Genomic DNA, 26,276 nt, shown 5'->3' with positions numbered 1-26,276 from the left:
CAGGACGGGGCGGTGCGGGGCGGAAGGAGGTCCGTCCGTCCTGGCCCGGTCCCCGGGGGCCGGACCACATCTCACGGAATGCCCCGTACGTCCGCCCGGGTTCGTATGTGCTCACGCGAACATCCGGCACCCTACCGCCCGCCGGTGTGTGATGAGATCAGTAGGATCGCGCGGCGGCCCTCGTCCGCCTGACACGGGGTGGCGGACGGAAATCCGGCGGGCCGACAAGGGGATTGGTGAGCAGTGAGCCAGATCGTCGTGAAGCGTCCGCCGCGGGCGCTGCCGCCGGAGGTCCCGACGGGCGAGGTCGTCGTGCAGCCGCCGCCCGAGCTGCCCCGAGGGCATCAGGAGAGCGTCCTGATGCAGTTGCTGCCGACGCTCGGCATGGGCGGTTCGGTCGTCTTCTTCTTCACCAGCGGGCAGCCGTTCATGCGCATCATGGGCATGGTGATGATCGCGTCGACGATCGCCATGTCGATCGCGATGGTGGTCCGCTTCCGCCGCGGTTCCCAGGGCCAGCTCGCCGATCTGCGCCGGGACTACCTGGGTTACCTGTCGCAGACCCGCCGGACCACCGTGGCGACGGCGAAGGCGCAGCGTGACGCCCAGTACTATCTCCACCCCTCCCCCGAGCAGCTGTGGGCGCTGGTCGCCGAGGGCAGCCGCGTGTGGGAACGGCGGTCCGCCGACGAGGACTTCGCGCAGGTCCGCATCGGTCTCGGCCCCCAGTCCCTGGCCACCCCGCTGATCGCTCCCGAGACCGGTCCGGTCGACCAGCTGGAGCCGCTCACGGCGGGCGCGATGCAGCGGTTCGTGGCGGCCCACAGCACCTTGGACGACCTGCCGATGGCGGTCTCCCTGCGCGCCTTCTACCACGTCACGCTCGGCGGCGAACCGGATTCCGTGCGGTCCTCGGCCCGGGCGCTGACCGGTGCGCTGGCCTCCCTGCACTCCCCCGAGGACCTGATCGTGGCGGTCGCGGCGAGCCGGGACGCGGTGCGGCACTGGGAATGGACCAAGTGGCTCCCGCACGTACAGCTCCCCGGGGTCGCGGACGGCGCCGGCTCCCGCCGCCTGATCGGTTGCGACCCCCGTGAGCTCGAGGACCTCCTGGCCCCGCGGCTGACCGGACGCCCGCGCTTCCACCCGAGCGCGGCGCCCCTTCCGGACACCCCGCACATCGTCGTCGTCCTCGACGGCGTCTCCCTCCCCCCGGACTCCATGCTGGCCGGCCCGGAGGGCCTGCAGGGGGTGACGGTCGTCGAGCTGACCGAGGGCGAACCGTCCGGAGCCCGCGGTGACCTCTCCGTCCTGGTGCAGCCGCGTTCGCTGCGTCTGGAGTCGGCGCACGGCGTCGTCTACGAGGGCACGCCCGACGCCCTGTCGTACGAGTCCGCGGAGGCGCTGGCCCGGCAGTTGGCGCCCCTGCGCATGGCGTCGGGCGGCGACGACGACGAACCGCTGCTGGCGAACCTGGAGTTCACCGATCTGCTCAACCTGGGCGACGCCGCCTCGATCGACACCCGGCGCACCTGGCGGCCGCGCTCCCAGGCGGAGCGGCTGCGGGTGCCGATCGGTGTCGGCGAGGACGGCCGGCCGGTGATGCTCGACATCAAGGAGGCGGCGCAGGAGGGCATGGGACCGCACGGTCTGTGCGTAGGCGCGACGGGTTCCGGCAAGTCGGAGCTGCTGCGCACGCTGGTGCTGGGTCTGGCGGTCACCCATTCCTCCGAGACGCTGAACTTCGTCCTCGCGGACTTCAAGGGCGGCGCCACCTTCGCGGGCATGGCGCAGATGCCGCACGTGGCGGCCGTGATCACCAACCTGGCGGACGACCTCACGCTCGTCGACCGCATGGGCGACTCCATCCGCGGTGAGCTCAACCGCCGCCAGGAGATGCTGCGCGACGCGGGCAACTACGCCAACATCCACGACTACGAGAAGGCGCGGGCGGCGGGTGCTCCGCTCCAGCCCATCCCGTCGCTGCTGCTGGTCATCGACGAGTTCAGCGAGCTGCTGACCGCGAAGCCGGACTTCATCGACATGTTCGTGCAGATCGGCCGCATCGGCCGGTCGCTGGGCGTGCACCTGCTGCTGGCCTCGCAGCGGCTGGAGGAGGGCCGGCTGCGCGGTCTGGAGACCTACCTGTCCTACCGCATCGGTCTTCGCACCTTCTCGGCCGCCGAGTCACGGGCGGCGCTCGGTGTGCCGGACGCGTACGAGCTGCCGAACGTGCCCGGTTCCGGCTTCCTGAAGTTCGGCACCGACGAGATGGTCCGGTTCAAGGCCGCGTACGTCTCCGGCGTCTACCGTTCCGGCTCGCAGCGTGCCGGTGCCGGCGACGGCCTGCTCCCGCAGGACCGCCGGCCGGTTCTGTTCACGGCGGCGGAGGTGCCGGTGCGGTACGTGCCGGCGCCGCGGCAGGGCGAGGGCCCGGGGGACGGCGCCGGCGAGGTGGACGACGCGCTCGCGGACACCGTGCTGGACGTCGTCGTGCGCCGGCTCGAGGCCCAGGGCCCGGCCGCCCACCAGGTGTGGCTGCCGCCCCTGGACAGCCCTCCGTCGCTGGACTCGCTGCTGCCGGGGCTCACCACCGTGGAGGGCCGGGGTCTGACCCAGCCCGGTTACGAGGGCGCCGGACGGCTCGTGGTCCCCGTCGGCATCGTCGACAAGCCCTACGAGCAGCGCCGCGACCCGCTGTGGGTGGACTTCTCGGGTGCCGCCGGCCACATGCAGATCCTGGGCGGCCCGCAGTCCGGCAAGTCGACGCTGCTGCGTTCGCTGATCTGCTCCTTCGCGCTCACGCACACGCCGCACGAAGTGCAGTTCTACGGGCTGGACTTCGGCGGTGGCGGCATGGCCGCGGTGGCCGGGCTGCCGCACGTGGGCGGCATCGCCTCGCGTCTGGACCCGGAGAAGGTCCGGCGTACCGTCGCGGAGGTCTACGGCGTCCTGAACCGCCGCGAGGAGTACTTCCGGTCCTCGGGCATCTCCTCCATCGCCGAGTTCCGGACCCGGCGGGCCCGCGGCGACATCTCGGTCACCGACCAGCCGTGGGGGGACGTCTTCCTGGTCATCGACGGCTGGGCCAACTTCCGTACCGAGTACGAGGCACTCGATCAGGTGATCCTCGACATCGCCGCCCGCGGTCTCGGCTACGGCGTCCACCTGGTTCTCTCCGCCTCCCGCTCGATGGAGGTGCGCTCCGCGCTCAAGGACAGCCTGCTGAACCGGCTGGAGCTGCGGCTGGGCGACACGATGGACTCCGAACTGGACCGGAAGGTCGCCGCGAACGTCCCCACCGGGGTGCCCGGGCGCGGACAGGCGCCGCAGAAGCTGCACTTCATGGCGGCGGTGCCGCGCATCGACGGCCTGGCGTCCGACACGGACCTGGCGGACGCCACGGCCGCGTTGTCGGCCGAGGTGTCCCGGCACTGGCAGGCGCCGGGCGCGCCCGTGGTGCGGCTGCTGCCGCGCGAGTTCCCGGCGGAGCAGCTGCCCCCGGGCGACCGTTTCCCGCGGCGGGGCGTCGCCTTCGCGCTCGACGAGGACAACCTGGAGCCGGTCTTCGTCGACTTCGACCAGGATCCGTTCTTCCTGGTCTTCGGCGAGAGCGAGTCCGGCAAGTCGAACCTGCTCCGGCTGTTGATCAAGCAGCTCACGACGCGTTACTCCGGCGACGAGTGCAAGCTGTTCGTCGTGGACAACCGGCGCTCCCTGCTGGGCGTGACGCCGGACACGCACCTCGCCGAGTACATCCCGATGTCCAACGCCATGGAGCACCACATGGTGGCCCTGGCGGACCTGATGAAGCGCCGCACCCCGACCGCCGACGTGACCGCGCAGCAGCTCCGGGAGCGCAGCTGGTGGCGGGGGCCGACGGTGTTCGTGGTCATCGACGACTTCGACCTCGTCTCCACGTCGAGCGGTAATCCGCTCAGCGGCCTGACAGAGCTGTTGCCGTTCGCCAGGGACGTGGGCGTGCGCTTCATCATCGCGCGCTCCACCGCCGGCGCCAGCCGTGCCTCGTACGAGGCGTTCATGCAGCGCATCAAGGAGCTGGGGGCCCAGGGCGTCGTCCTGGCGGGCGACCCGACCGAGGGCGACGTCCTGGGCGGCGTGCGGCCGAGGCCGATGCCGACGGGACGGGGCGTGTTCGTCTCGCGCCGCCGGGGACGGCCGCTGGTGCAGACGGGACTCGTGGCGGAGGAGACGTACTGACGGGGGTCGCCCTCGGGCCCTTCGCGGATCCACGGTCCCTCCACGGCACCCGAGTTGTTAGTGTGACGCGCGCATTCCAAGCACGTCGGACGGGGGTAAGGAAGTCATGACGGAGTCTGTCGGAGAGCAGTACGGCGGTGGGCCCGGGCCGGTCGGCATGCAGCTGAACCAGTACCCGGCCGATCGGGGAGGATCCGGGCCCGTTCCCGGAGGCCAGAAGGACCTCGCGTCCAGTCCGGCGCAGAAGAAGGCCGCCGCCAAGGCCATCGAGGACCACATCGAGCCCGATACCCGCAAGGCGGGTGACTGGGCCGACGAGGACACCAACGCCGCGGTCAAGGCCTTCGCCGCCAAGGACGGTGACGGGTGGGTCACCTCGGGGGCCCTGAAGAAGGCGCACAAGACGTGGGGTGAGCAGGTCCAGAACCTGATGACGCGCCTGTCCTCCGAGAAGGAGGCCTTGCGCAGCACCAACATCCTTTTCCAGAACACCGACTTCGGCGTCGGACTGGGCATGCGCCAGTCGTCGAACCTCGACGGCTACTGAGCCCACCGGCCGCCACGCCATCGATCAGTCACGGTAACGCGCACAACGGGGAACCATGCCGACGTATCACGAGATCATGACAACCGACCTGGCCACCCTCACCACGGCGGCCGACGGCTGGGACGACATGGCCGAGGAGTTCAGCAAGCAGGAGAAGGCCTACAAACGGGATGTGCACGGCATATCCATGGGCCAGACCTGGCTGGGCCTGAGCGCGGACGCGGCCAACCGCCGGTTCGACATCACGCTCAAGGAGTACCAGAGCGCCCAGACCGAGGCGAAGGCCATCGCCTCCCTGCTGCGCGACGCGCACACCCAGTTCGTCGACCTGAAGGGAAAGCTCACGTCGGCGCGCCAGGAGGCCGTCGAGGCGGGGATGAAGGTGTCGGACCAGGGCGTGGTCTCCTACGACACCGCCGGCATGGACGCCGGCACCCGCAACGCGTACCACCACGATCCCGACTTCCAGGACAGCGTGCGCAAGGCCGTGAGCTCCTGGCAGAGCCGAATAGACCAGCTCGTCAAGAACGTCACGGACGCCGACAAGGGCGTGCAGATAGCCTTCGACGCCGTCGTCGTCGACTCGGACGTCTCCGACGGCACCCTCAACGGCTTCAACGGCCAGGCGCAGGGTGACATCGAGAAGTACGAGGCCGAGAACGCCGAGGACATCGCGACCCGGCTCGCGGACGGCAAGAAGGTCTCGGACGCCGAACTCGCGGAGCTGCAGCGGGCGTTCCGGGACAATTCCGGCGACAAGGCGTTCAGTCAGACCCTGCTGAAGGGGCTCGGCACGGACGGCACCATCAAGCTGACCAACGAGCTGAACCAGCTCGCCTACGACGACGACAAGAAGCACAAGGCCCAGTACCTGGAGCTGCAGGGCGGCCTCTCCGACACCGTCGCCGGAGCCACCCAGGTGCCCGGATCGGTCAAGGACGCGCCTCCGGGATCGCAGAAGTTCAAGGACTGGCTCGCCGGCGACGACGGCAGGTTCTACCGGCAGTGGATGGAGAGCCTCGACAAGTCGGGCACCAAGAACTTCGGATCGAACACCCAGCCGCTCTACGGCTACCAGTCCTTCGTCGGTCTGATGCAGCACGGCAGCACCAAGTACGACGACCAGTTCCTGTACCAGCTGGGCGACGACCTGATAGCGGCCGAGAAGAAGTCCCCCGGCATCTTCACCGAGTGGGGGGCCGGCCACGACGGTGTCCGTGCGGACGCGATCGACGGTCTCCTGGGCGTCATGAGCAAGAACCCCGACGCCGCCACCGCCTTCTTCGATCCCGCGGGGAACGGTTCGGGGTCCGACCACGTGGGCAACGACCATCTGAAGTACCTCCTCGACGACCGTGAGTGGCCCCGGCACAGCACGGCCGCCGGCCCGACCGTCGTCACCATGGACGACCCCCTCAGCCGGGCAGGGCTGGGGGCGGCCCTGGAGGCCGCGGCCACCGGGCACGTGCCGCTGAAGTCCGGCGAGGACCCGTGGCCCGAGATGAAGCACAGCGAGGCCCAGGCGCGGGTGATGCACTCGATCGTGAAGGAACTGGCACCGATCGCCGGCACGGACGACGGCATTCCCGCGAACCTGCGTCAGCCGGTGGCCAACGCCCTGGGCGAGTACGGATCGGACACGCACAAGATCCTCGCCGGCGTCGACATCGACTACATACGTGCGGGCGGCGGCGAGGGCTACTTCGACGAGAACGGGTCCACCCACCTGGCCACCGACGCCAAGTCCCTCGTCGAGACGTTGCGCGGCCTTTCGGAGGACCCCGAGGCGTACTCGACCCTGCAGAAGGCCGAACTCCGCCACGTCAGCAACGAGCTGGGCACTCTGCCCGAGGGTGCCGCTCGTGGTGACCTGGACGAGGAGATGGAGAATCTGGGAAGTGGTCTGGGCGCCTACTCCGCCATCAAGGAAGACGTGCTCAACGACGAGCGCATGGACACGTACGCCGACGTCGACTGGAAGATGAAGGCCGCGTACCACTTCGTCGGCGGCGCGGTCACTCCGCTGTACACCACGGTGGGTGCCACCACCATCGCCTTCGGCGATGCCCTTCAGCGTGGCGTGGACACGTTGACCTGGGACCTCGGCAACTCCATGAAGGCGGAGGCGGACGCCAAGGCCAATTCGGAGATCGCGGACAAGTACCTCAACGACAATCAGCAGGCGGCCTACATCGTCGAAGGCTGGGCGCAGGGGCGGTCCGACATCGAAGCGGACAGCCCGGAAAGCAGGAAGTTCATCACGAACGTTCTTCAGGGCCGTGACCGAGGAGCCGAAACCGCGGGCAAGTACCTGACGGACACAACGAACTGACAACCTCCAGGGCGGAACAGCCTTTCGGCGAGCCGAAGACGCTGTCGCAGCGTGCCGCCCTGTGCACGACCGGGTCGATCCAGGGAAGATACTGTGACCAAGAAACGGCGTATCGGCGCCAAGACCTCATTGATCGTTCTGCTCCTCCTGGTCGTCGCGGCAGGGCTTGGCGTCTGGTTCTACACCGTCGGCTCGCAGGATGACGAAGGAACGTGTCAGCGGCTCTTGAAGCACGAGCGCACGCCTGCGGCTCTCGGTCACGCCTACCAGCCCGACCTGACCTGCGCAGAACTCGGTGAGGCCATCGAGCGCGCCACGACCGGCGAGCGACCGGGGCGTCACTCACTGGCTCAGGCCCAGGCCATGAAGGACATACTGGTGGCACTCGCCGACATCGCCGACGAAGGCCACTCGTCGTGGGATCGACAGATCACCGCACCGGTCTCCCTCGCTCTGGCGGACTACTCCTCGGACACCTACGAGATCATGGCTCCCGGCAGCGTCGACCACCTTCGCCATGAACTCCCCTCCGAAAAGGCATGGGAAGACGACGAAGGCGCGCACATGGCCATTTCCGCAAGCTCCCTCTTCCGCGTCATGACGTCCCTGTCCGCCGACCCGGAATCCTATGTGCGCCTACGCGATTCACTGACCGGACGCGTCGCCCGGGAACTTCCCGGAGCGCCTCAGGAAAAGACCGAGGAAGCCCTGTCCCCTTACCCCACCACAACCTCCTGGGTGATCGGCAGCATGGACGCTGTGGCGGTCGCCGCACGGGAGGAAATGGGTCAGCAGAAATCAGCCGAGTGGGACAAGAGCGTCTTCACCCGTCTGACGGAACGTCCCGAGGACGTCCCTTCGTTCGACGACGATCCGGCCGGTTTCATCACCGGGTCCTGGCGGGCGACGTTGCCTCAGCAGGCTCCCGACGACCTGATCGAGACCCTCGGAGCGCAGAGCGTCGAAATGACCCGGGCCTGGGCCACGGCTCTGGGAACGAACGACACCACGGAGAATTCCCTGGTGCGCGATGCACGGAAGAGCGCCTTCTCGGCCCAGCGTTCGGCGCTGCGCGACTTCCGCAACTCGTGAGCAGCATCGCCGCACGAACCGCCTTCCCTGTCGACCGAGGACACCACACGTGACACACGCACGACACCGGCTCGCCGTGACGGCGGTTCTGGCCGCAGCGGCCCTGCTGACCGGGTGCCAGAACGGGGGCGGCGCGGATCCGCTGAGTCTGAGCGGCCTCACCGAGACCGCCGACGCGGTGCCCGACGACGGAACGGACGCCTGCCCGCTTCCCTACGACCTGGACGAGGCGGCGAAGGACGCGGGCGTGGAGGCAGCGGCCGGGCCGGGGTCCGTCGAGGAGGACGGCAAGCCGGTCGCCACCGCGGAGGGCGGCAAGCGTGCCAGGGCCGGAGAACCGCTCGCCGTCAACCCCGGCGTACTGATCAGTTGCACCTTCCACATCGGCCAGGAGGACGTGCAGGTGCACACCATCGCGACCCGCGAGCGGAACGCGATCTACACCTTGTCGCCGGTCGTCTCCTCACTGGCCTCCCTGTCCGCCGACGACACGATCGGCTACGTCAAGAAGGCCGCCGCCGCCGAGACGGGGAAGGTCGTCGTCACCGGCGACGGAAGTGTCGCCTCCGTACGGCTGAAGCTCGACGGGGAAGGAGACGCCGCACTGCTGGTCGGCACCGCGAAGACCCAGGCCGCGCTCCTGGCCCCGAAGCGGCTGAGCGAACTGACCGAGGCACTGGCGAAGCAGGTGCAGTAGGTCCGGGGAATCAGTCGGGCCATCCGGCAGACGGGGCCTCGTGGGCGTGCCGGACGCCGCCGCGGTCGGAAATGCCGGGGCACTGGACGTGGCGGCGAGATGCAAGGAAACAGGGTGGACACCTCCCGCGCGTGTCCACCCTGTTCGTATTCCGTGCGCGCCCTACATGAAGTAGCTGGCGCCCTTCAGGTCGCCGCCGCGGTAGTCACCGCCGGCGAGACCGACCCGCTGGCCGATGCTGACCAGGGCCTGGTGGATGCCGGACGCGTGACGGTCCCACTCCTTGGTCTTCTTGGTGAACTCCTCGTACGCCTCACCGCCCCAGCCCGCGGCCGCGTCCAGCACGGCCTTCTTGAGTGCCTCGAGGTCCTCCTCGAGCTTCTTGGCCTGGTCACCGAGTTCGGTGGCGAGCGCGTCCATGGTGCCGTAGGTGACGGCGAGTTCGTCGTAGTGGACTCCGGACATGTCTTCCTCGTTTCGTTGAAAGCCAGCAGGTCGTCTTCGGACGCTCGCGTCAGTAGCTGTTGAGGGCCGAGGTCTTTCCACCGAGGTCGTCCACCGAGATCTTGGTGACGTCGGCCTCGATCTGGTCCTCGAGCTTCTGCTTGTCGGTCTTGTTCAGCTGGATGCCCTCGAGGAACTCGTCCAGCATCCGGCCGATCGAGGCCATGTGGCCGTTGATCTCCGTCTGCTTCTTGTCGAAGGCGATGGCGCCCTGACCCGTCCAGTGCTTCTCGATCATGTCGATCGTTCCCTGGAGGCGGGCGAGAGACTGCCTGATCGAGTCGTACCGGTCGATGACGTTCGTCTGGAGCTTCTGTACCTGGGCCTCGTAGAGCTTGCGGCCGTCAGCCATGTCGGCAGTCCCTTTCGTGAGTGCGGTGGTCCGTCGTCGCGTCCGTCACCGCGTGCTGGTGGGGTCGTTGATGCTGGGGGTGTCTCTAGGCGCCTCGTCGTGAGCGGATCACCGCGAAGGCGCCGCCGCCGATCACGAGCACCGCCGCAGCGGCTCCGAGGACCACCCACAGGGTGGTGTCGCCGGAGTCGTCCGCTTCGGCGGCAGCGGCTGAGGTCTTGTCGTCCGACGCGCTCTGCGAGGACCGGGAGGGCTGGGGTGAGGGTGACCCGGAGGGGGACAGGGCATCGCCGGATTCGTCCAGGACCCCAGCGCCGTTCTCATTCGCAAGAGGATCGGTGGCCGGCGCCCCGGGCTTGAAGTCCTTGTCCATCAGCACCCTGCGGGGGCGGATCAGACCGTAGCCGAGATACGTGCTCGGGTCGTTCCTCGCCCAGTCACGGCCGGCGGTGTCGATGAGGCTGCCGAGCACCTGGTTGGCCGTCCAGTCGGGGTGAGCGGACCAGACCAGGGCGGCGGAGGCGGAGGCGATGGCGGTGGCGGCGCTGGTTCCCCCCTGATCGCAGTACGAGCGGAAGCTGGCGTCACACCAGCCAGGGATGTTCAATCCCGGAGCCGCCAGATCGACGTAGTTTCCGTGTTGCGAGAACTTCGCAACTTTGCCGGTGGCGTCTGCGGCGGCGATGCCGACTACATACGGATAGGCAGCGGGGTAGCCGATGAAGTTCTTCGTTTCGGCGTCGTTGCCCGTGCCTGCAAATATCAACTTGCCCTTGTCATGAGCATATTTCACCGCTTCCCGCACACCTGGAAAGTCGATGCTGCCCCCGAAGGACATATTGATGATCTTGACGTCACTGTCAGCGATGGCCCGTATGACAGATGCCAGCTCAGGTGCTTTTTCTCGGTCCGTCTTGTTGTCGAGACCCGTCAGCGCGATCCGATATGGCACAAGCTTGACGTCAGGCGCCAGCCCCCTCAAGGATCCACCGGATCCGCTGCCTGCGAGTAGCTCGGCCATGGTTGTGCCATGGCCCTCATAGTCTTCGGTGGCCTTGTAGGCGAGGGAATCCGGGACTTCGTCGACGAGCACCTTCCCCTTCAGTGAAGGTGTCTCAGGGTTCACCCCAGTATCGACAACGGCTACCTTGACACCCTCTCCGGTACTCACCTTCCACATCTCATCGGCTTTCATCGCCGAGAGGTACCACTGCTTCGCCTGGGCGTCCGCAGCCACTGCTTGCGGCACCAGACTTGTTGATGCGAAGAGCACGGTGCCAAGTACTGAACAGACGCCTGCAATCCGCCTCCTGTTTCGTCCCACAAGAGGTGCAGCCCGCCCAGTTCGTCGGCTGAAACTTGACAACATGCTTGTATCTAACCTCGCTTCGGTCCGGTCAGTCGGTCGTGGCCGGGTTGCCACGCTGCTCATCGCGGCGTGGACGGTCCTTGCCGGACCGTTGCTTTTGCGCTCCGCCACGTGGCGCGACGGGGCGCCCAGGAACCTGCCCGCTGTTCCCCGCGCTGGGGGACACCCTCCCCTTCGCCGCTCCGACGACGCCGTCGGAGTTGGCAGCGGGTAGGCGAGACCCCTGTCCTGCGCCAGGAGCCGCAGGCGGTGCTCCAATGACTCCACGCTGCCCGAGCTTCTGCCCAGGCGTACGCGGGCTCGAGGCCCCTTCTCCACCGATGACGGTGCCCCGAGGCACCCTGGGACTACTGCCACCAGGCACAGCACCAGTGACGGGTCGACCGCCGACGACACCGTCGGGGGTGCGCCCAGTACCGCCACGGCCGACAGGAGTGACCCGCGTCCCTCCGACGGGACCGCGAGGGACACCTCCGGCCTGACCGGCCACCGGCCCCCCGGGCTTCGGCATCCCGCCGACCACGCCACGTCCCACGGGACCTGTTCCGCGACCACCTGCCTGGCCAGGCATAGCGGTGCGTGCCGCTTGCCCCAGAGGGCCTGTTCCGCGGCTTCCCACCGGCCCTGGCGAGGTGACACGTGGGCTTTGGCCCAACGGACCAGTGCCTGCACGTGGTGCCGAACCGGGGCCTGTCACATCTCCTGGACGTCCCCGCGTCGACGAAGGAACCTTGGCCGCCTGCGCACCAGCGGGTCCCGTGGTCCGCGGAACGGGCCCACGCACGGTACGCGGAATCGTGTTCGGAGTCATGTGTGGGGCGGGCCCTGTTTGAGCAATGGGGCCGTTCGTTGATGGTGCCGGGCCGTTGACCGGTTTCACCGCCTCCTGCGGCGGCAACGTACCGACACTGTCGATTGTGGTACCGATCGGCCGCGAGGAAAACTCATCGACATTCTTGGGTCCAGCCGTCAGCTGGTTGTCCGGGTTCCCCCGCTCCCCATGAGGAGGCGCTGGGCTTCCACCAGTCGTGCTCGGCTCACCGATCGGCGCCAGCGTCGGCCGGGTTCCGCCTGCCTTGAACGGATCTCCGTAAGAAGGCGCCGGCGCCGGCACCCCCGCATTCGGCATCTTCGGGAGCACCGGTTCGTCGGTGCTGCCCATCACCCCCGCCGACACCGTGTAGAACGACGCCAGACGGTACATCTGGTTGATGGCCTCCTGGCGGTCCTTCTCCGCCTTGACCGCCGCCACGTACTCGTCGTTGGTCTCGACCTTGTCCGCCTCGTCGAAGTCCTTCGGCGGTTTGGGGTCGGTGCGGGTGTCACGGTGGGGCATGGCCTTCTTGACCGAGGCGAGGCCCGAGCCGGCGGCCAGCACCTGGGTGCCGATGGTGTCGGCGTAGTCGGCGATGCCCTGAGCGCTCTTGATCAGGCCGTCGCCCCAGTCGGAGAAGGTCTTGTGCGCCTCGCCCTGCCAATCGATCTTCCCGAGGTTGCCCTTGAGTTCGTCCGCCGCCTTCTTGATGGCGTCCCGGGCGTCGACGAGGGCGGTGCCCGCGGTCTCCAGGAGCTCCGGGTTGGCGGACTCGACGATGTCGAGGATCTGGTTGAGGCCGTAGCCCTCGAAGTTCGTGGAGCCGAAATGGACGCCCCTGGACGGGCCGAAGGGCACGAACTTGGTCACCGTCATGACCGCGTCGAGCGCACCGATCTGCGCCTGGGCGTCCTTCTGCTCTTCCAGGTGCGGCCCCGGCTTGTTCTTGTCGCTCATGACCATCCCGCGTCGGTCTTGTCGGGGTGATTCTGCCGCTTGAGACGTTCGTCCAGCATCTCTTCGCGCGTCTGGTTGACCTCGGTCCGGATCTGATGGAACCGGTAGCGCTGCTCTTCCTCGAGGTTGTCGAAGGTGACGTCCACGCCGTGCACGGCGATCTGCATGGCCTCCAGCTGGAGCCCCAGCGACTTGGAGAGTGCGGTGATCCGCTCGTGGACGCGCTCGTACTCGAGGTGGAGTTGCTTGCCCTCGGGGAAGGCGCCGCTGCCGAAAGCGGACTCCGGCAGGCTGTGGGACCCGACCTTGGACGGACCGCCCGCCGACTCCTCGAAGGCCTTGAGCAGATCGTCCACGCGCTTCTTGAACGCCGACAGCGCCATCACGCCGCGACGGACGTCTGCGGCTCCGCCCATCTCTGCAGCAACCACTGTGCTATCCCTCCCCGTTTCCCCGTACTGCGGCCCGCCCGGCTCGAGGTGCCGAACGGACCTCGGCGCCGGAGCGATCACGAACGCCACGGGACCACTCTAGTAACAGACACCGACAGCCCCAACCACCTTGTGCAACAGGCCTGCTGCAACTGGCGCCCGCTCCCGCCGTCTTCACTCGCTCGACACAGTTCCCACCAGGACGCCGACGCCCCTCGGCGTCACCGGAGTCCCTTGGCCCGGCCCCGTCCGCCCGCGTCCCGGACCGCCACCGCCGCTCCGCCGAGGCCCATCACCAGGACCACCGCACCGACCGCGACGTAGGTCGCGAGGCGGGCGTTCCTCTCGTCGGCCGTTTCGCCGAGCGGGAGCTCGGCCGCGACCGGCGCCTCGGCCCTGGACAGCCCCTCCTGGGGGCGGGGGGACTCGACCGGGTGCTCGTCCTCCGTGAGGGCGCGGACCGGGTCCACCACTCCCCAGCCGACGAGGCGGTCGTGACCGGCGATGGTGCGTTCCGCGGTCTGTTCGATCTGGGCGGTGATCTGACGCCCGCTCCAGTCGCCGTGCTTGGCCTTGAGGAGTGCGGCGATGCCCGCGACGTACGGGGCGGAGAAGCTCGTGCCGTTGTCGGAGCAGTGGCCGCCGCTGGGCACGGTGGAGATCATGTCGACGCCCGGTGCCGCGACGTCGACGAAGTCGCCGGACTGGGAGAAGGACGCCCGTTCGTTGTTGCGGTCGGACGCCGCGACGGCGAGGACGCCCTCGTAGGAGGCGGGGTAGGTCTTCTTGACGTTGCCGCCGAGCCCGTCGTTGCCCGCGGAGGCGACGACGACGATGTCCTTGGCCAAGGCGTCGTTGACGGCCGCTTCCAGTTCCGGGTCGGGTTCGGCGGCGCCCGCGGTGTCCTGGGAGATGTTGATGACGTCCGCGCCGGCCGTGACGGCGTAGCGGATCGACGCGGCGAGGGTGTCGGTGTCGCCGTTGCCCTCCGCGTCGTTCTGCTGGATCGGGATGATCGTCGCCTCGGGTGCCAGGCCCACGAAGCCGGTCTTGCCGTCGGGCCGGGCGGCGATGATGCCGGCGACCTTGGTCCCGTGACCGACGGTGTCGGTGGTGCCGTTCTCGTTGCCCCGGTCGATGGGGTCGCCGTTCTCGTCCTTGAGGTTCCTGGGCAGGAAGTTGCGGCCGCTCCTGACGTCCACCGCGTTCTTCAGCTGCGGGTTCTTCACGTCGACGCCGGTGTCGATGACGGCCACCCGTACGCCCTTGCCCTTGGACTCGCTCCAGAGTTCGTCGAGCTGGACGCGCTGGAGGGACCAAGGGCGGCCCGGATAGACGTCGTTGGGGTATTCACACTGGTCGGAGAAGGGCTCCTCCGCGGCGGCGGTGGGCGCGAGGGCCAGGGGTCCCGCCGTCAGCAGGACCGTGGCGGCTGCCGTCGGAAGGAGGCGCAGGCACAGGGGTCGCATGGTGGTGACGTCCCTCCGCTAGGAACCCTGCGGCTGGCGTGCCGCGGCCGTGGACAGGCGAGGGCCTGTGGGGAGGAAGGCGGACCAGGCGGCGGGGATCGGCGCGGGGTCCACGTCGGCGTAGCCCAGGCGCGTCTGGGCCTGCTGGGCCTCCTGCTCCAACTGCTTCCGCTCCTCCGCCGACATGCCGATGCCCGCGTCGTCGGTGGCGCTGTCCGCGTTGGACTGCAGGACGTAGCGCAGGCCGGTGTCGGTGACCAGGAAGACGGGGCCCGCCTTCGTCTCCGTGCCCTTGAACTGGCGGTAGAGCTGGCCGGAGCCCGGCGTGACGTAGGCGCTGGAGGAACCGGTGGGGAGGTCGGCCGGGAAGTCGGCGCCGGCCCAGGTGCCGAGGGTGGTGGCGCCCTTGCCGTCGACGTCGCGCAGCACGTTGCAGACCGTGTTGCGTCCGCCCTTGGCGTCGGACGTCTCGTTGACCGCCCGGGGAGTGCCGCTCGGCCACTTGTACTCGGTGCCGAAGGGCTTGCCCGGGACGATCGCTCCGGGGCTCACCTCCAGGGCCTGGCCGGCCTGCCCGACCTGCGCCAGGTCCTTGCTGTACAGCAGCAGTTGGGCGACGAAGGCGGATACCGGCGCGACCCGGCCGGGCAGTACGACGTAGTACTGCTCCTCGTTGTTGTCGAAGGCCTTGAGCACGGTGCCGACCTTGTCGGCCGACGCGTCGAGCTGGCCGGGGGCGTTCGCGGGGGCCCCGGGGGTGCCCTTGATCTTCGGGAAGGTGACCGGGTCGCCCTGGTGGAGGGTGGCCAGCCACTCGCGGGACACCCGTTGGGGCAGACGACCGGAGCCGACGACGGTGCGCAGCAGCAGTTCGAGGTCGGAGCCGGTGTCCTGCTTGTCGACCTGGTACGCGGTTCCGCCCGCGTCCACGATGAAGCGCTTGCCGTCGGGGTCCACGACGTAGAGGAGTTCGCCGCCGGACAGCTTCTGCTTGCCCTCGGTCAGCTTCTTCTCCCGGTCGGCGAGGACCAGCGCGGCCTTCTGGATGGACCGGCCGCCCGCGCTGGGGCGTTCGCAGACGACCCACCGCTTGGCGGCGCCGGCCTCCTCGGCGGAGGGCAGCCGGTCGGGGGCGTACGGAATGCCGACGGTGACACCGTGCCGGATCCTGCCGCTGTCGAGGAGCGACTCGCTGACGGTGACGACGTCGCCCTTGTTGGGGGCGAGGAGGAGTTTCGCCGACGCCATGTTGAGCACCGGGTGGAGCTGGACCTCGTCGCCGGTCTTCAGGACGACGTACCGGGTGGTCGACTTGCTGGCGATGATCACCTTCTCGTTCGGGGTGTCCCAGCCCTTGGGCGCGGTGGGCTTGAACATCCCCCAGGCGCCGAACACGGCCATGACGATCACACCGATGACGAGTCCGGGCACGACGCCCCGCAGGGGGCGCGGCGCACCCTCCTCCGAGCCGTGCGGGAACGACTGGACGAAGGCCGCGAGCAGGCGGCGCTTCGCGAAGGTGTAGGCGTTGAGCTGATCCCGCCGAGATGCCATTGGTGCGTTTCTCTCCCCGTGTCCCGCCGTACTCACCCGAGTTCCGCCCGGCCGGCGCCGGGGAGCGTCGTCCCCCGCCCGCCGGCCTCGGACGCCGCCCCTACTATGCCTGGTGTGAGGGGTGGCCTGTGGAGCGGGTAGGGTGCGTGGGCCCTTCGGGAGTGGGCACGGTGGCGGGGATTCCAGCGAGTTGTGAGTGAATTGGGGGGATGGAGTGATGGCTTCCGGGACGCGCACCTCGGGGCGTGACCGGACCCGGGCACGCGGTTCCGTCCAGCCGGGGCCGCGAGGCGCGCGACAGCCGTCCGCGCGAGGCGGCCTCCATCTCAAGGTGCGTACGGGCCGGCCGGGTTCGTTCCGGCTGCAACGGATCGTGCTTCTGGAGCTCGCGGCCGCCCTCCTCCTCACGGGATGGGCGATCGGCACCCTGGCCCTGGTGCCCGCCGCCGTCCTCGCGGTCGTCCTCGTCCTGCTGGCCCTCGTGCGCCGCAGGGGCCGCTCCCTGCCGGAGTGGCTGGCCACGGCACGGGCCCTGCGCGCCCGGCAGAAGCGCGCCGCGGACCTGGTGATCCCGGCGGGCACCGAGCCGGCGCTGGCCCCGGCCGTGGAGTGCGATCCGAGCCTGCGCACGTACGCCTACGGCGGGCGGGAGCGGCGGCCCGTGGGCATCGTCGGTGACGGCACGTTCGTCACCGCCGTGGTGCAGGTGGAGGCCGACGCCACCGCCCTGCGCGCCGAGCGGAGCCGGCGGCCCCTGCCGCTGGCGCTGGTGCGGGACGCCCTCGAAGTGGACGGGATCCGCCTGGAGTCGGCACAGATCGTGCTGCACACGCAGCCCGCGCCCGCGCTGCACCTGCCGCGGCAGTCGGTGGCCGTCAGCAATTACGCGCCGTTGCAGGAGCAGACCGGCGCTCCGGCGGTACGGATCACCTGGATCGCCCTGAAGGTCGCCCCCGAGCTGTGTCCCGAGGCCGTCGCGGCTCGCGGCGGGGGCCTGCTCGGCGCGCAGAAGTGCGTCGTGCGCGTCGCCGACCATCTCGCCAGCCGGCTGAGCGGGGCCGGGTTCCGTGCCACGGTCCTCGACGAGGAGGAGCTGACGTCGGCGATCGCCACGTCGGCCTGCGCCAATCCGCTGGTGACGGCCGAGGCGGGACGGGCGACCCGGCACGAGCGGCGCACCGAGGAGTCCAACCGGAGCTGGCGCTGCGACAACCGCCGGCACACCACGTACTGGATCCGCAAGTGGCCCGAGCTGGGCGGCGACCGCGGGACGTCGCTGCCCCAGTTCGTCGCGCGGGTCACCGCGGTTCCCGCGCTCGCCACGACGGTCAGTCTCACCCTGTCGCGCGCGGACCGGCAGGAGATGTCCCTGCGCGGCCATCTGCGGGTCACCGGGCGCAGCGCCGAGGAACTGACCGAGGCGCGGCGCGCGCTGGAGAGTTCCGCGCGGGAGGCGGGGGCCGCGCTCATGCGGCTCGACCGCGAGCAACTGCCGGGTGTCCTCGCCACTCTGCCCCTCGGAGGTGTCCGGTGACCGCCACGACGACGGGGGCCGCCGACGGACCGGACGTGCAGGGCGCGCCGGAAGGTGACCGGCCGTCGGCCGGCCGGCGGGCACGCGACCTGCTGCACGCCGGCTTCGGCCTGATCGGCCCGCGCCACGGGCGCCACACCCTGTCCCCGGAGGACCTGGACACGTTGTCGTTGCCCATCGGGGACGACGGCGTGGTCATCGGGGTGGACGCCGAGGGGCAGTCCGCGGTGCTGGGACTGAACCGGCCGACGCCCTACGAGGTGGTGCTCATCGGCGGTCTGTGGACGGCTCAGGTGTTCGCGCTGCGGGCCGCCGCGACCGGCGCGCGGGTGGCTGTGGAGACCGGGCGCGCGCAGGCGTGGACGCAGATGGTCCACGCCATGGGCGGCGGCCAGAACGGACTCGCGGTCTACGACGTGGGCCGGGTGCCTCCGTTGGGGGCCTCGGCCGGCACGCCGGTGCTGGTGGTGCGGGACTGCGGCATGCGGCCGCCGCGCGGCCGTGTGGTCTCCGGCCCCTGGAGGTCGGTGCTGACGCTCCTGCCCTATCTCAGCCCCGTCGCGCCCCGGCTCGTCCGGCAGGCACGGCTCGTGGGAGTGCAGCGGATCTCACCCGCCGAGGCCGGGGAACTGGGCCGTGCGATGGCGCTGCCGAGGAGTGACGTGGACGCGCTGCCGACCCTCGCCGACGGTGTCACCCTCTGGTGTTCCGATCGTGACCGGCAGTACGTGATGACGCAGCCGACCGACGCGGAGATCGGCCTCCTGGGGACGCCGCGCCGGATGGACTGAGCGGGCCCGCGTCGACCGGATCACCCGATCGTGGCGGGCACGGCCGTGAAAGTACTTCCCCTTTGGGTGTTTTGCGGCTTCGGACGCCGGAGCGGACAGGGGGGCGGGACCTGACGAGGTCCGGTCACTCGTGATTAGGCTGGTCCCGGGCGCCACGCCAGAACCCGTGGAGTGGGCGTCGGCGTCCTTCGGAAAGGGCGGGGATCGACGCCTCGTCCCACCCTCGTCACTCTCGGACAACGTCGGACGGAATCGGTCGCCCCAGCACGGCATGAGGGTGCTCGACCACACCAGGAGGAATTGTGAGCAGCGATCGGGACGGGAACCGCGGGGGCTGGGCGACGCCCGGCGATGACCAGCCCGACGCGGAGTCCGCAATCGAGACGACGGGCGAGTTCACCATCGACTACGCGCCGCCCGCCTGGTACACGCAGAACGCGTCCGGTGATTCCGGGCAGGGCGCCGGTCCGTCGAGCGACGCTCCTTCCGCTCCTCGGCCTCCGGCTCCCGCGGCGCCCTACACGCCGCCGCCGCCGTCGATGACGAGTTCGCCGTACGCTCCTCCCGCCCCGTCCACGTCTCCGGGCCCCGGGGTGCCCGGTCTGCCCGTGGGAAGCGGCTTCGAGCCTCAGCGTCCTCCGGCGGCGGCAGAGCCCCGGCCCGGGGCGGAGCCCGAGCAGCCGACGGTGCCCCCGGAGCCGCGCGTCGAGCCCGAGGGCGGCAACGGTGACCTCGAGAGCGGCGCCACCATGCGCTTCTCGGCCGCCGCCCTGAAGCGGGAGTTCGCGGAACTCGCCGCCGCCGGGGCGCGGCAGGGGGAGGCGCCGGAGGAACGGCCGGAGTCCGCTGCCGACGAGGCCGGGGACTCCGCCGGGGCGGAGGGCGGCACCGACGAGGCCGAGGCCCACGGAGCTACCGACGCCGACGCCGCGGACGGCACCACGGCGGAGAGCGGCGGTGCGGACGGCGACGCGGATGGTGCCGTCGCCGAACCCGGGAGCGGCGAGGGCGGCGAGGAGCCGACGGCAGTCGGCGAGGTCTCTCCCGCCGATGCCCCGGAGGCCGCCGACGACGGCGAGCCGGCACCCAGCTCCGAGCCGGCACCCGCCGAACCCGGTCCGGCACCCGCCGCCGAGCCCGGTCCGGCCGCCGCCGGGCCTCAGGACGTCCCGTCCGCCGACGCGCCCCCCGCCGCCCAGGGCCCGGTGCCGCCGCTGCCTCCCTCGTACCCTCCCGCCGCGCCCGCGCCGGCGAGTCAGTGGCCCGCCGGGCCGCAGCCGGCACCCGGTGTGCCGGGGCAGCCGGGCGTTCCGGCGCACCAGCCGCCCTTCCAGCCCCAGGCTCCTCAGCCGGCTCCCGCCGCGTGGGCCGCGCAGGCCGGCTCACCGGTGACGCCGGACCAGGCTTCCGCCCAGGCCGGTTACGGCTTCCCGCCGCAGGGTGCCACTCCCCCGGCCGCGCCCCCGGCTCCGGGACCGCAGCCGGGTGGTGCTCCCGCCGCCGGTTACGGCTTCCCCCAGCCCCAGCCCGGCGCCGTCGCTCCGCAGCCCGGCGCTTCCGTCCCGCAGGGCGGTTACGGCTTCCCCCAGCCGCCCGCCCCCCAGGGGCAGCCGGCCCCCGGTGTGCCGCACCAGGCCCAGCCGCCGGCGCACCCGCAGGCGCACCCCGGTCAGATGCCGCAGCACCAGCAGCCGCCCCACCAGGCCCAGGCACAGCCACAGCCCTATCCCCAGCAGCCGGCCGACCCCCGGCTCGGCACCGCCTGGCCGCAGCCCATACAGCACGACCAGCGGCAGCCCACCAACCCGGGTGCGGCGCCGCTCGGTTACACGGCGGCCGTGGAGCTGTCGTCGGACCGGCTGCTCAACAACAAGAAGCAGAAGGCGAAGAGCAGCCGCCCCGCGTCCGGCGGTTCGCGGTTCAAGCTGGGCGGGAAGAGGGAGGAGGCCGAGCGGCAGCGGAAGCTGGAGCTGATCCGCACCCCGGTGCTCTCCTGCTACCGCATCGCCGTCATCAGCCTCAAGGGCGGCGTCGGCAAGACGACCACGACCACCGCACTGGGCTCCACGCTCGCCACCGAGCGACAGGACAAGATCCTCGCCATCGACGCCAACCCGGACGCCGGTACGCTCGGCCGCCGGGTGCGCCGCGAGACCGGGGCCACCATCCGCGACCTCGTCCAGGCGATCCCGTACCTCAACTCGTACATGGACATCCGGCGGTTCACGTCCCAGGCGCCGTCCGGGCTCGAGATCATCGCCAACGACGTCGACCCGGCCGTGTCCACGACCTTCAACGACGAGGACTACCGGCGCGCGATCGACGTCCTGGGCAGGCAGTACCCGGTCATCCTGACCGACTCCGGCACCGGTCTGCTCTACAGCGCCATGCGCGGGGTGCTCGACCTCGCCGACCAGCTCATCATCATCTCGACGCCGTCCGTGGACGGTGCGAGCAGCGCCAGCACGACGCTGGACTGGCTGTCCGCGCACGGGTACGCCGATCTGGTCTCCCGGTCCATCACCGTCATCTCGGGGGTCCGCGAGACCGGCAAGATGATCAAGGTGGAGGACATCGTCGGCCACTTCCAGACGCGGTGCCGGGGCGTCGTGGTGGTGCCGTTCGACGAGCACCTGGCGGCCGGCGCCGAGGTCGACCTCGACATGATGCGGCCGAAGGTGCGGGAGGCGTACTTCAACCTCGCGGCGATGGTCGCCGAGGACTTCGTCCGCCACCAGCAGTCCCACGGCCTGTGGACGTCCGACGGCAATCCGCCGCCGGTCGCCGCGCCGCCCATGCCGGGCCACGACTTCACGGGCCAGGGGATGCCCGGCGGGCCCGTACCGGGGCAGGGCGTACCCGGACAGCCGCCCTACCCGGGGCAGCCGGGCCCGCATCACCCGGGGCAGCCGGGCGCGGGGCAGTACGCGCCCCAGCCGGGGCACCCTCAGCCCGGGTACCCCCAGCCGGGGCACCCTCAGCCCGGGTACCCCCAGCCGGGGCAGCCGCAGCCGTACGGGCAGCCCGCGCAGCAGCCGGGACAGCCGTACCCCCAGCAGCCCGGGCAGCCGTATCCGCAGCAGCCCGGTCACCCCCAGCACCCGCAGGGCCAGACCCCGCCCCCGCCTCAGCAGTAGCCCCGCGCTCTCCCGGGCCCGCGCCGTCACCCGACGGCGCGGGCCTTCGCGCGTTCGCGGTCAGAACCGGCGGGAACGCACCGCCACACTCTCACCAGCGAGGCGTCAATGGTCTCCACCAATGGGGGCGACCCGGCGGTGAACTCGCCGTTTCCGCAGGCCACATGGGGTTTGACACACCGTTGACGCGCGCAGACTGCCGCTGATAGACACACACTTCATTCCGTCGGCGCCAACCGATCAAGCTCCATGCAAGGCTGCTCACATCCGTTCAAGTCTGTTCGCACCTGTTCAAGCCCGCCCCGTGCGGAACGTCGAGCGGGCGTCCCGCGCGAGTGATGACGCGAGGTCTCCGAACCATGAACACACAAGATCAGCACGGCAGAGGACGTATCGGCTCCCGCCCGAGGAGGACGCGGCTCCTGGCCGCCGCCGGCGCCGCCGCCCTCGTCCTCGCGTCCGGTGCCGTCGCCCCGTCCGCCTCGGCCGGACCGCGGAGCGGCCCGGTACGGGCCGGGGAGGGCGAGCAGGGCGGCAGGGTCCTCACCGTCGCGGTCGCGCAGAGCGTCGACTCGCTCAGCCCGTTCCTCGCGGTGCGGCTGGTCAGCACGAGCATCCACCGGCTGACGTACGAGTACCTGACCGCCTACGACCCCAAGGACAACCACGTCATACCGGGGCTGGCCACCGCGTGGAAGTCCTCTCCCGACAAGCTGACGTGGACGTACACGATCCGCTCCGACGCGAAGTGGTCGGACGGGCAGCGGGTCACCGCCGAGGACGCGGCGTGGACGTTCAACACGATGATGACCGACGACGGCGCCGCCACCGCCAACGGCAGCTTCGTCACCAACTTCGAGAAGGTCACCGCGACCGGTCCCACCCAGCTGGTGATCGAGCTGAAGACGCCGCAGGCCACGATGACCGCGCTCGACGTGCCGATCGTGCCCAAGCACGTGTGGGAGAAGGTCGACGACTTCTCCGAGTTCAACAACGACAAGAGCTTCCCGCTCGTCGGCGACGGACCGTTCGTCCTGACCGACTACAAGCCGGACAGCTACGTGCGGCTGAAGGCCAACAAGGACTACTGGCGGGGCGCGCCGAAGTTCGACGAGCTGGTCTTCCGGTACTACAAGGACCAGGACGCCGCCGTCGCCGCCCTGCGCAAGGGCGAGGTCTCCTTCGTCGCCGGGTCCCCGTCGCTGACCCCCGCCCAGGCCGCCTCGCTCAAGGGCGACAAGAACATCCACGTCAACGACGCGCCCGGCCGTCGCTTCTACGCCCTCGCCACCAACCCGGGCGCGCAGTCCAAGGACGGCACGAAGTTCGGTGACGGCCACCCGTCGCTGCTCGACCAGCGGGTGCGGAACGCGCTGTTCATGGCGGTGGACCGCAAGACGATCGTCGACAAGGTCTTCCAGGGTCACGCGGTCCAGGGCGAGGGCTACATACCGCCGCGCTTCTCCTCGTACTTCTGGAAGCCCTCGGCCGAGCAGGAGCTGGCGTACGACCCCGAGGCGGCCGGACGGCTGCTCGACGAGGCGGGCTACAGGAAGAACGCCGACGGCAAGCGCGTCGGCAAGGACGGCGAACCGCTGAACTACCGCGTCCTGTGCCACGCCACCGACCCCAACGACAAGGCGGTCGGCAAGTACCTCCAGGAGTGGTGGGGCGAGCTCGGCATCGAGACCACCCTCAACTGCCTGGACAACGTGACCGACCCGTGGCTCGCGGGCAAGTACGACCTGGCCTTCGACGGCTGGTCCGTCAACCCGGACCCCGACTTCGTGCTCTCCATCCACACCTGTGCCGCCCGTCCGCAGACCCCCAAGGACACCGGTGCCACGGACAACTTCATCTGCGACAAGACGTACGACGACCTCTACGCCCGGCAGCTCGCCGAGTACGACCCGGCCGAGCGGGCGGAGATCGTCAAGCAGATGCAGTCGCGGCTGTACGACCTGGGCTACATGAACGTCATGGCCTATCCGAACGCCGTCGAGGCCTACCGCACGGACCAGATCGAGTCGATCACCACGATGCCGTCCGAGGCGGGCAACATCTACGGCCAGGACGGCTACTGGAGCTGGTGGTCCGCCGTCCCCGCCGGCTCCGGCGACTCCTCGGACGGTTCCTCGTCGACCGGCGTGGTGACCGGGATCGTCGCGGGCGTCGTCGTCCTCGTCGGTCTCGGCGTGCTGGTCGCGGTGCGCCGCCGGTCCACGGCGGAAGAGCGTGAGTAGGCGGGCCCGCCCATGACCGCGGAAGCGACATCCTCCCCGCTCGGGAAAGCGGCCGCGGCCGGTCCGGTGACGTCCGGGCCGGCCGGGGCGGGGCGCGCGTCACGGGCCGGCGCCAGGGCCGCGTACCTGCGGTACGTGGCCGGCAGGCTGGCCGGTGCCGCCGTCTCGCTGTTCGCCGTGCTCGTCACCAGCTTCTTCCTCTTCCGGCTGATCCCGGGCGACCCGGTGAAGTTCATGACCGGCGGCCGCCCGGTGTCCGCGGAGCAGATCGCCTCCTACCGCCGGGAGTTCGGTCTCGACCTGCCGGTGTGGCAGCAGTTCACGCAGTACTGCGGCAAGGCGCTGACGGGAGACCTGGGGACCTCGTACCAGTTCCACGGCCCCGTCGTCGACAAGATCACCGAGGCGCTGCCGAACACGCTGCTGCTCACCGGCACGGCCTTCGTTCTGTACACGACCCTGGGCATCTTCCTCGGCACCCGCTCCGCGTGGCGGCACGGCCGGCTCGGCGACCGGGTCAACACCGGGCTGGCGCTGACGCTCTACTCCATCCCCTCCTTCTGGCTGGGACTGCTGCTCATCATCGTGCTGTCGGTCGGCGTGGGCCCGATCCCCGGGATGTTCCCGACCGGGGGCATGGAGTCCGGCGGCGAGCAGGGCTTCGCGTACGTCGTCGACGTCGCCCACCACCTCGTCCTGCCGGTGGTGACGCTGGTCGCGGTGGAGTACGGGCAGACGCTGCTGGTCACCCGCTCGGCGCTGCTCGACGAGATGGGCGGCGACTACCTGACCACGGCGCGCGCCAAGGGCCTGCGGGACGACCTCGTGCGGCGCCGGCACGCCGTGCCGAACGCGCTGCTGCCGACCGTGACGCTGATCTTCGTCAACCTCGGCCGGACCGTCGCCGGTGTCATCCTCGTCGAGACGGTCTTCTCCTGGCCGGGGCTCGGCGGGCTGTTCTACCAGGCGCTGAGCGTGCCCGACCTGCCGCTGGTGCAGGGTCTGTTCTTCGTCTTCGCCTCAGCGGTGATCCTGATGAACACCCTGGCCGACCTCCTGTATCCGCTGCTCGACCCGAGGGTGGGCCGATGACCGCCGAGACCGCTCCGCCGCTCGGCCCGCGCACGCTCGCGTGGCAGCGCCGCCGGGCCTCCGCCGCACGCTTCTGGAAGGAGTACCGACGGCACCGCGCGGGCCTGTTCGGGCTCGCCGCGCTGGTGCTGTTCGGGCTGCTGGCGCTGACCGCGCCGCTGACCGTCGGGTCGGACGTGCAGAGCGTGACCGACGCTCCCGGGCAGCCGCTGGAGGGTCCCAGCGGCCGGTTCCCGCTGGGCACCGACCAGTTCGGGCGCAACCTGCTGGGACTGCTGATCTGGGGTGCGCGCGTCTCGCTGCTGGTCGGGCTGCTCGCCGCGGTGCTGTCGGTGGCCATCGGGGCGCTGATCGGCATCACCGCCGGGCACTTCCGCGGCTGGTACGCCACGGTGATCATGCGCGTCACGGACTGGTTCCTGGTGATGCCGACGCTGGTGCTCGCCATCGTGCTGGCGACCGTCATGTCCCGTTCGCTGGGCACGATCGTCCTGGCCATCGGCGTCACCACCTGGCCGACGACCGCGCGGCTGGTGCGGGCCCAGACGCTGGCCGTGGAGTCGCGGCCGTACATCGAACGCGCGAAGGCGCTCGGCGGCGGGCACGGGCACATCATGTCCCGGCACGTGCTGCCGAACGTGATGCCGCTGATCCTCGCCCAGACCACCCTGATCATCTCCTCCGCGATCCTCGCCGAGGCCACCCTGGCGTTCCTGGGGCTCGGGGACCCCTCGGTCGTGTCGTGGGGCGGGCTGTTGCAGGACGCCCGGGAGGCGGGTGCGGTCAGCTCCGGCGACTGGTGGTACCTGGTGCCGCCGGGCGTCGCGATCGCGGTCGTCGCGCTGGCGTTCACGCTGTGCGGGCGTGCGGTCGAGTCCGTCCTCAACCCCAGGCTGGGGGTGTCCCGTTGAGTCTGCTCGACGTCCGGAACCTGGAAGTGACCTACCCGGGCGGCGCGGCCGCCGTGCGCGGGGTCGACCTGAGCCTGGCCGCGGGCGAGAAGCTCGGCATCGCGGGCGAGTCCGGCTGCGGCAAGTCCACGCTGGCGCTGGCGTTCACGCTGTGCGGGCGTGCGGTCGAGTCCGTCCTCAACCCCAGGCTGGGGGTGTCCCGTTGAGTCTGCTCGACGTCCGGAACCTG

General features: G+C 70.3%; 18 protein-coding genes and 1 pseudogene. 12 read left to right on the top strand and 7 right to left on the bottom strand.

The features are described 5' to 3' along the window. The first annotated feature begins 243 nt into the window (after window positions 1–243). From eccCa to ACZ4V6_RS33635, 5 genes are all read left to right on the top strand, one after another. Entirely contained in the window at window positions 244–4,221 is a 3,978-nt protein-coding gene (gene eccCa / locus ACZ4V6_RS33655; protein ID WP_467834684.1) for a type VII secretion protein EccCa, read from the top strand. 106 nt (window positions 4,222–4,327) lie between these two features. Then, window positions 4,328–4,768: a hypothetical protein gene (locus ACZ4V6_RS33650; protein WP_467834682.1), complete on the top strand. Its 441-nt coding sequence runs from the start codon at window positions 4,328–4,330 to the stop codon at window positions 4,766–4,768. 76 nt (window positions 4,769–4,844) lie between these two features. Continuing rightward, entirely contained in the window at window positions 4,845–7,100 is a 2,256-nt protein-coding gene (locus ACZ4V6_RS33645; protein ID WP_467834680.1) for a hypothetical protein, read from the top strand. Between the two features lie 93 nt (window positions 7,101–7,193). Next, on the top strand, window positions 7,194–8,192 hold the full coding sequence (locus ACZ4V6_RS33640) for a hypothetical protein (protein WP_467834679.1): 999 nt from the start codon (window positions 7,194–7,196) through the stop codon (window positions 8,190–8,192). 49 nt (window positions 8,193–8,241) lie between these two features. Next, window positions 8,242–8,889, top strand: a complete 648-nt coding sequence (locus ACZ4V6_RS33635) for a hypothetical protein (protein WP_467834677.1) — start codon at window positions 8,242–8,244, stop codon at window positions 8,887–8,889. Between the two features lie 162 nt (window positions 8,890–9,051). On the opposite strand, the gene ACZ4V6_RS33630 is transcribed toward ACZ4V6_RS33635, so the two are convergent. From ACZ4V6_RS33630 to eccB, 7 genes are all read right to left on the bottom strand, one after another. Continuing rightward, window positions 9,052–9,354 (bottom strand): WXG100 family type VII secretion target, encoded by a 303-nt coding sequence (locus ACZ4V6_RS33630; RefSeq protein ID WP_365598397.1) that lies wholly within the window; start codon window positions 9,352–9,354, stop codon window positions 9,052–9,054. A 49-nt stretch (window positions 9,355–9,403) separates the two neighbouring features. Beyond that, entirely contained in the window at window positions 9,404–9,745 is a 342-nt protein-coding gene (locus ACZ4V6_RS33625; RefSeq protein WP_467834676.1) for a WXG100 family type VII secretion target, read from the bottom strand. 85 nt (window positions 9,746–9,830) lie between these two features. Continuing rightward, the gene (locus ACZ4V6_RS33620) at window positions 9,831–11,018 is read right to left on the bottom strand and encodes a S8 family serine peptidase (RefSeq protein ID WP_467834674.1); all 1,188 of its coding nucleotides are present in this window, start codon (window positions 11,016–11,018) and stop codon (window positions 9,831–9,833) included. A gap of 124 nt (window positions 11,019–11,142) precedes the next feature. After that, on the bottom strand, window positions 11,143–12,885 hold the full coding sequence (locus ACZ4V6_RS33615) for a WXG100 family type VII secretion target (protein ID WP_467834673.1): 1,743 nt from the start codon (window positions 12,883–12,885) through the stop codon (window positions 11,143–11,145). Next, window positions 12,882–13,301, bottom strand: coding sequence for a hypothetical protein (locus ACZ4V6_RS33610; protein WP_467834672.1), 420 nt, complete (start codon window positions 13,299–13,301; stop codon window positions 12,882–12,884). Before ACZ4V6_RS33610 ends, ACZ4V6_RS33615 begins: the two co-directional genes overlap by 4 nt. Before the next feature lie 236 nt (window positions 13,302–13,537). Continuing rightward, on the bottom strand, window positions 13,538–14,785 hold the full coding sequence (gene mycP, locus ACZ4V6_RS33605) for a type VII secretion-associated serine protease mycosin (protein ID WP_467834670.1): 1,248 nt from the start codon (window positions 14,783–14,785) through the stop codon (window positions 13,538–13,540). A gap of 18 nt (window positions 14,786–14,803) precedes the next feature. Continuing rightward, the gene (gene eccB / locus ACZ4V6_RS33600) at window positions 14,804–16,339 is read right to left on the bottom strand and encodes a type VII secretion protein EccB (protein ID WP_467834668.1); all 1,536 of its coding nucleotides are present in this window, start codon (window positions 16,337–16,339) and stop codon (window positions 14,804–14,806) included. Window positions 16,340–16,556: 217 nt separating this feature from the next. On the opposite strand from eccB, the gene eccE reads away from it, so the two are divergent. The 7 genes and pseudogenes from eccE to ACZ4V6_RS33565 all read left to right on the top strand — a co-directional run. Continuing rightward, window positions 16,557–17,873, top strand: a complete 1,317-nt coding sequence (gene eccE / locus ACZ4V6_RS33595) for a type VII secretion protein EccE (RefSeq protein WP_467834666.1) — start codon at window positions 16,557–16,559, stop codon at window positions 17,871–17,873. Continuing rightward, window positions 17,870–18,664 carry a hypothetical protein gene (locus ACZ4V6_RS33590; RefSeq protein ID WP_467834664.1) on the top strand — a complete coding sequence of 265 codons (795 nt, stop codon included), beginning with the start codon at window positions 17,870–17,872 and terminating at the stop codon, window positions 18,662–18,664. The genes eccE and ACZ4V6_RS33590 overlap by 4 nt, the downstream gene beginning before the upstream one ends. Before the next feature lie 302 nt (window positions 18,665–18,966). Further along, window positions 18,967–21,801, top strand: a complete 2,835-nt coding sequence (locus ACZ4V6_RS33585; protein ID WP_467834662.1) for an SCO5717 family growth-regulating ATPase — start codon at window positions 18,967–18,969, stop codon at window positions 21,799–21,801. Window positions 21,802–22,160: 359 nt separating this feature from the next. Beyond that, window positions 22,161–24,044 carry an ABC transporter substrate-binding protein gene (locus tag ACZ4V6_RS33580; protein ID WP_467834661.1) on the top strand — a complete coding sequence of 628 codons (1,884 nt, stop codon included), beginning with the start codon at window positions 22,161–22,163 and terminating at the stop codon, window positions 24,042–24,044. 12 nt (window positions 24,045–24,056) lie between these two features. Next, window positions 24,057–25,136, top strand: a complete 1,080-nt coding sequence (locus ACZ4V6_RS33575) for an ABC transporter permease (RefSeq protein ID WP_467834659.1) — start codon at window positions 24,057–24,059, stop codon at window positions 25,134–25,136. Continuing rightward, window positions 25,133–26,047, top strand: coding sequence for an ABC transporter permease (locus ACZ4V6_RS33570; RefSeq protein WP_467834658.1), 915 nt, complete (start codon window positions 25,133–25,135; stop codon window positions 26,045–26,047). The genes ACZ4V6_RS33575 and ACZ4V6_RS33570 overlap by 4 nt, the downstream gene beginning before the upstream one ends. Next, window positions 25,993–26,190, top strand: a pseudogene (locus ACZ4V6_RS33565) (ATP-binding cassette domain-containing protein); the annotation flags it as partial. The gene ACZ4V6_RS33570 and the pseudogene ACZ4V6_RS33565, both read left to right, overlap by 55 nt. Between the last annotated feature and the right edge of the window lie 86 nt (window positions 26,191–26,276).

The sequence above is a fragment of the Streptomyces sp. NPDC029152 genome, from assembly GCF_055564355.1.
Note: the sequence above shows the minus strand (reverse complement) of the source record. Positions and strands in the feature narration are given on the sequence as shown.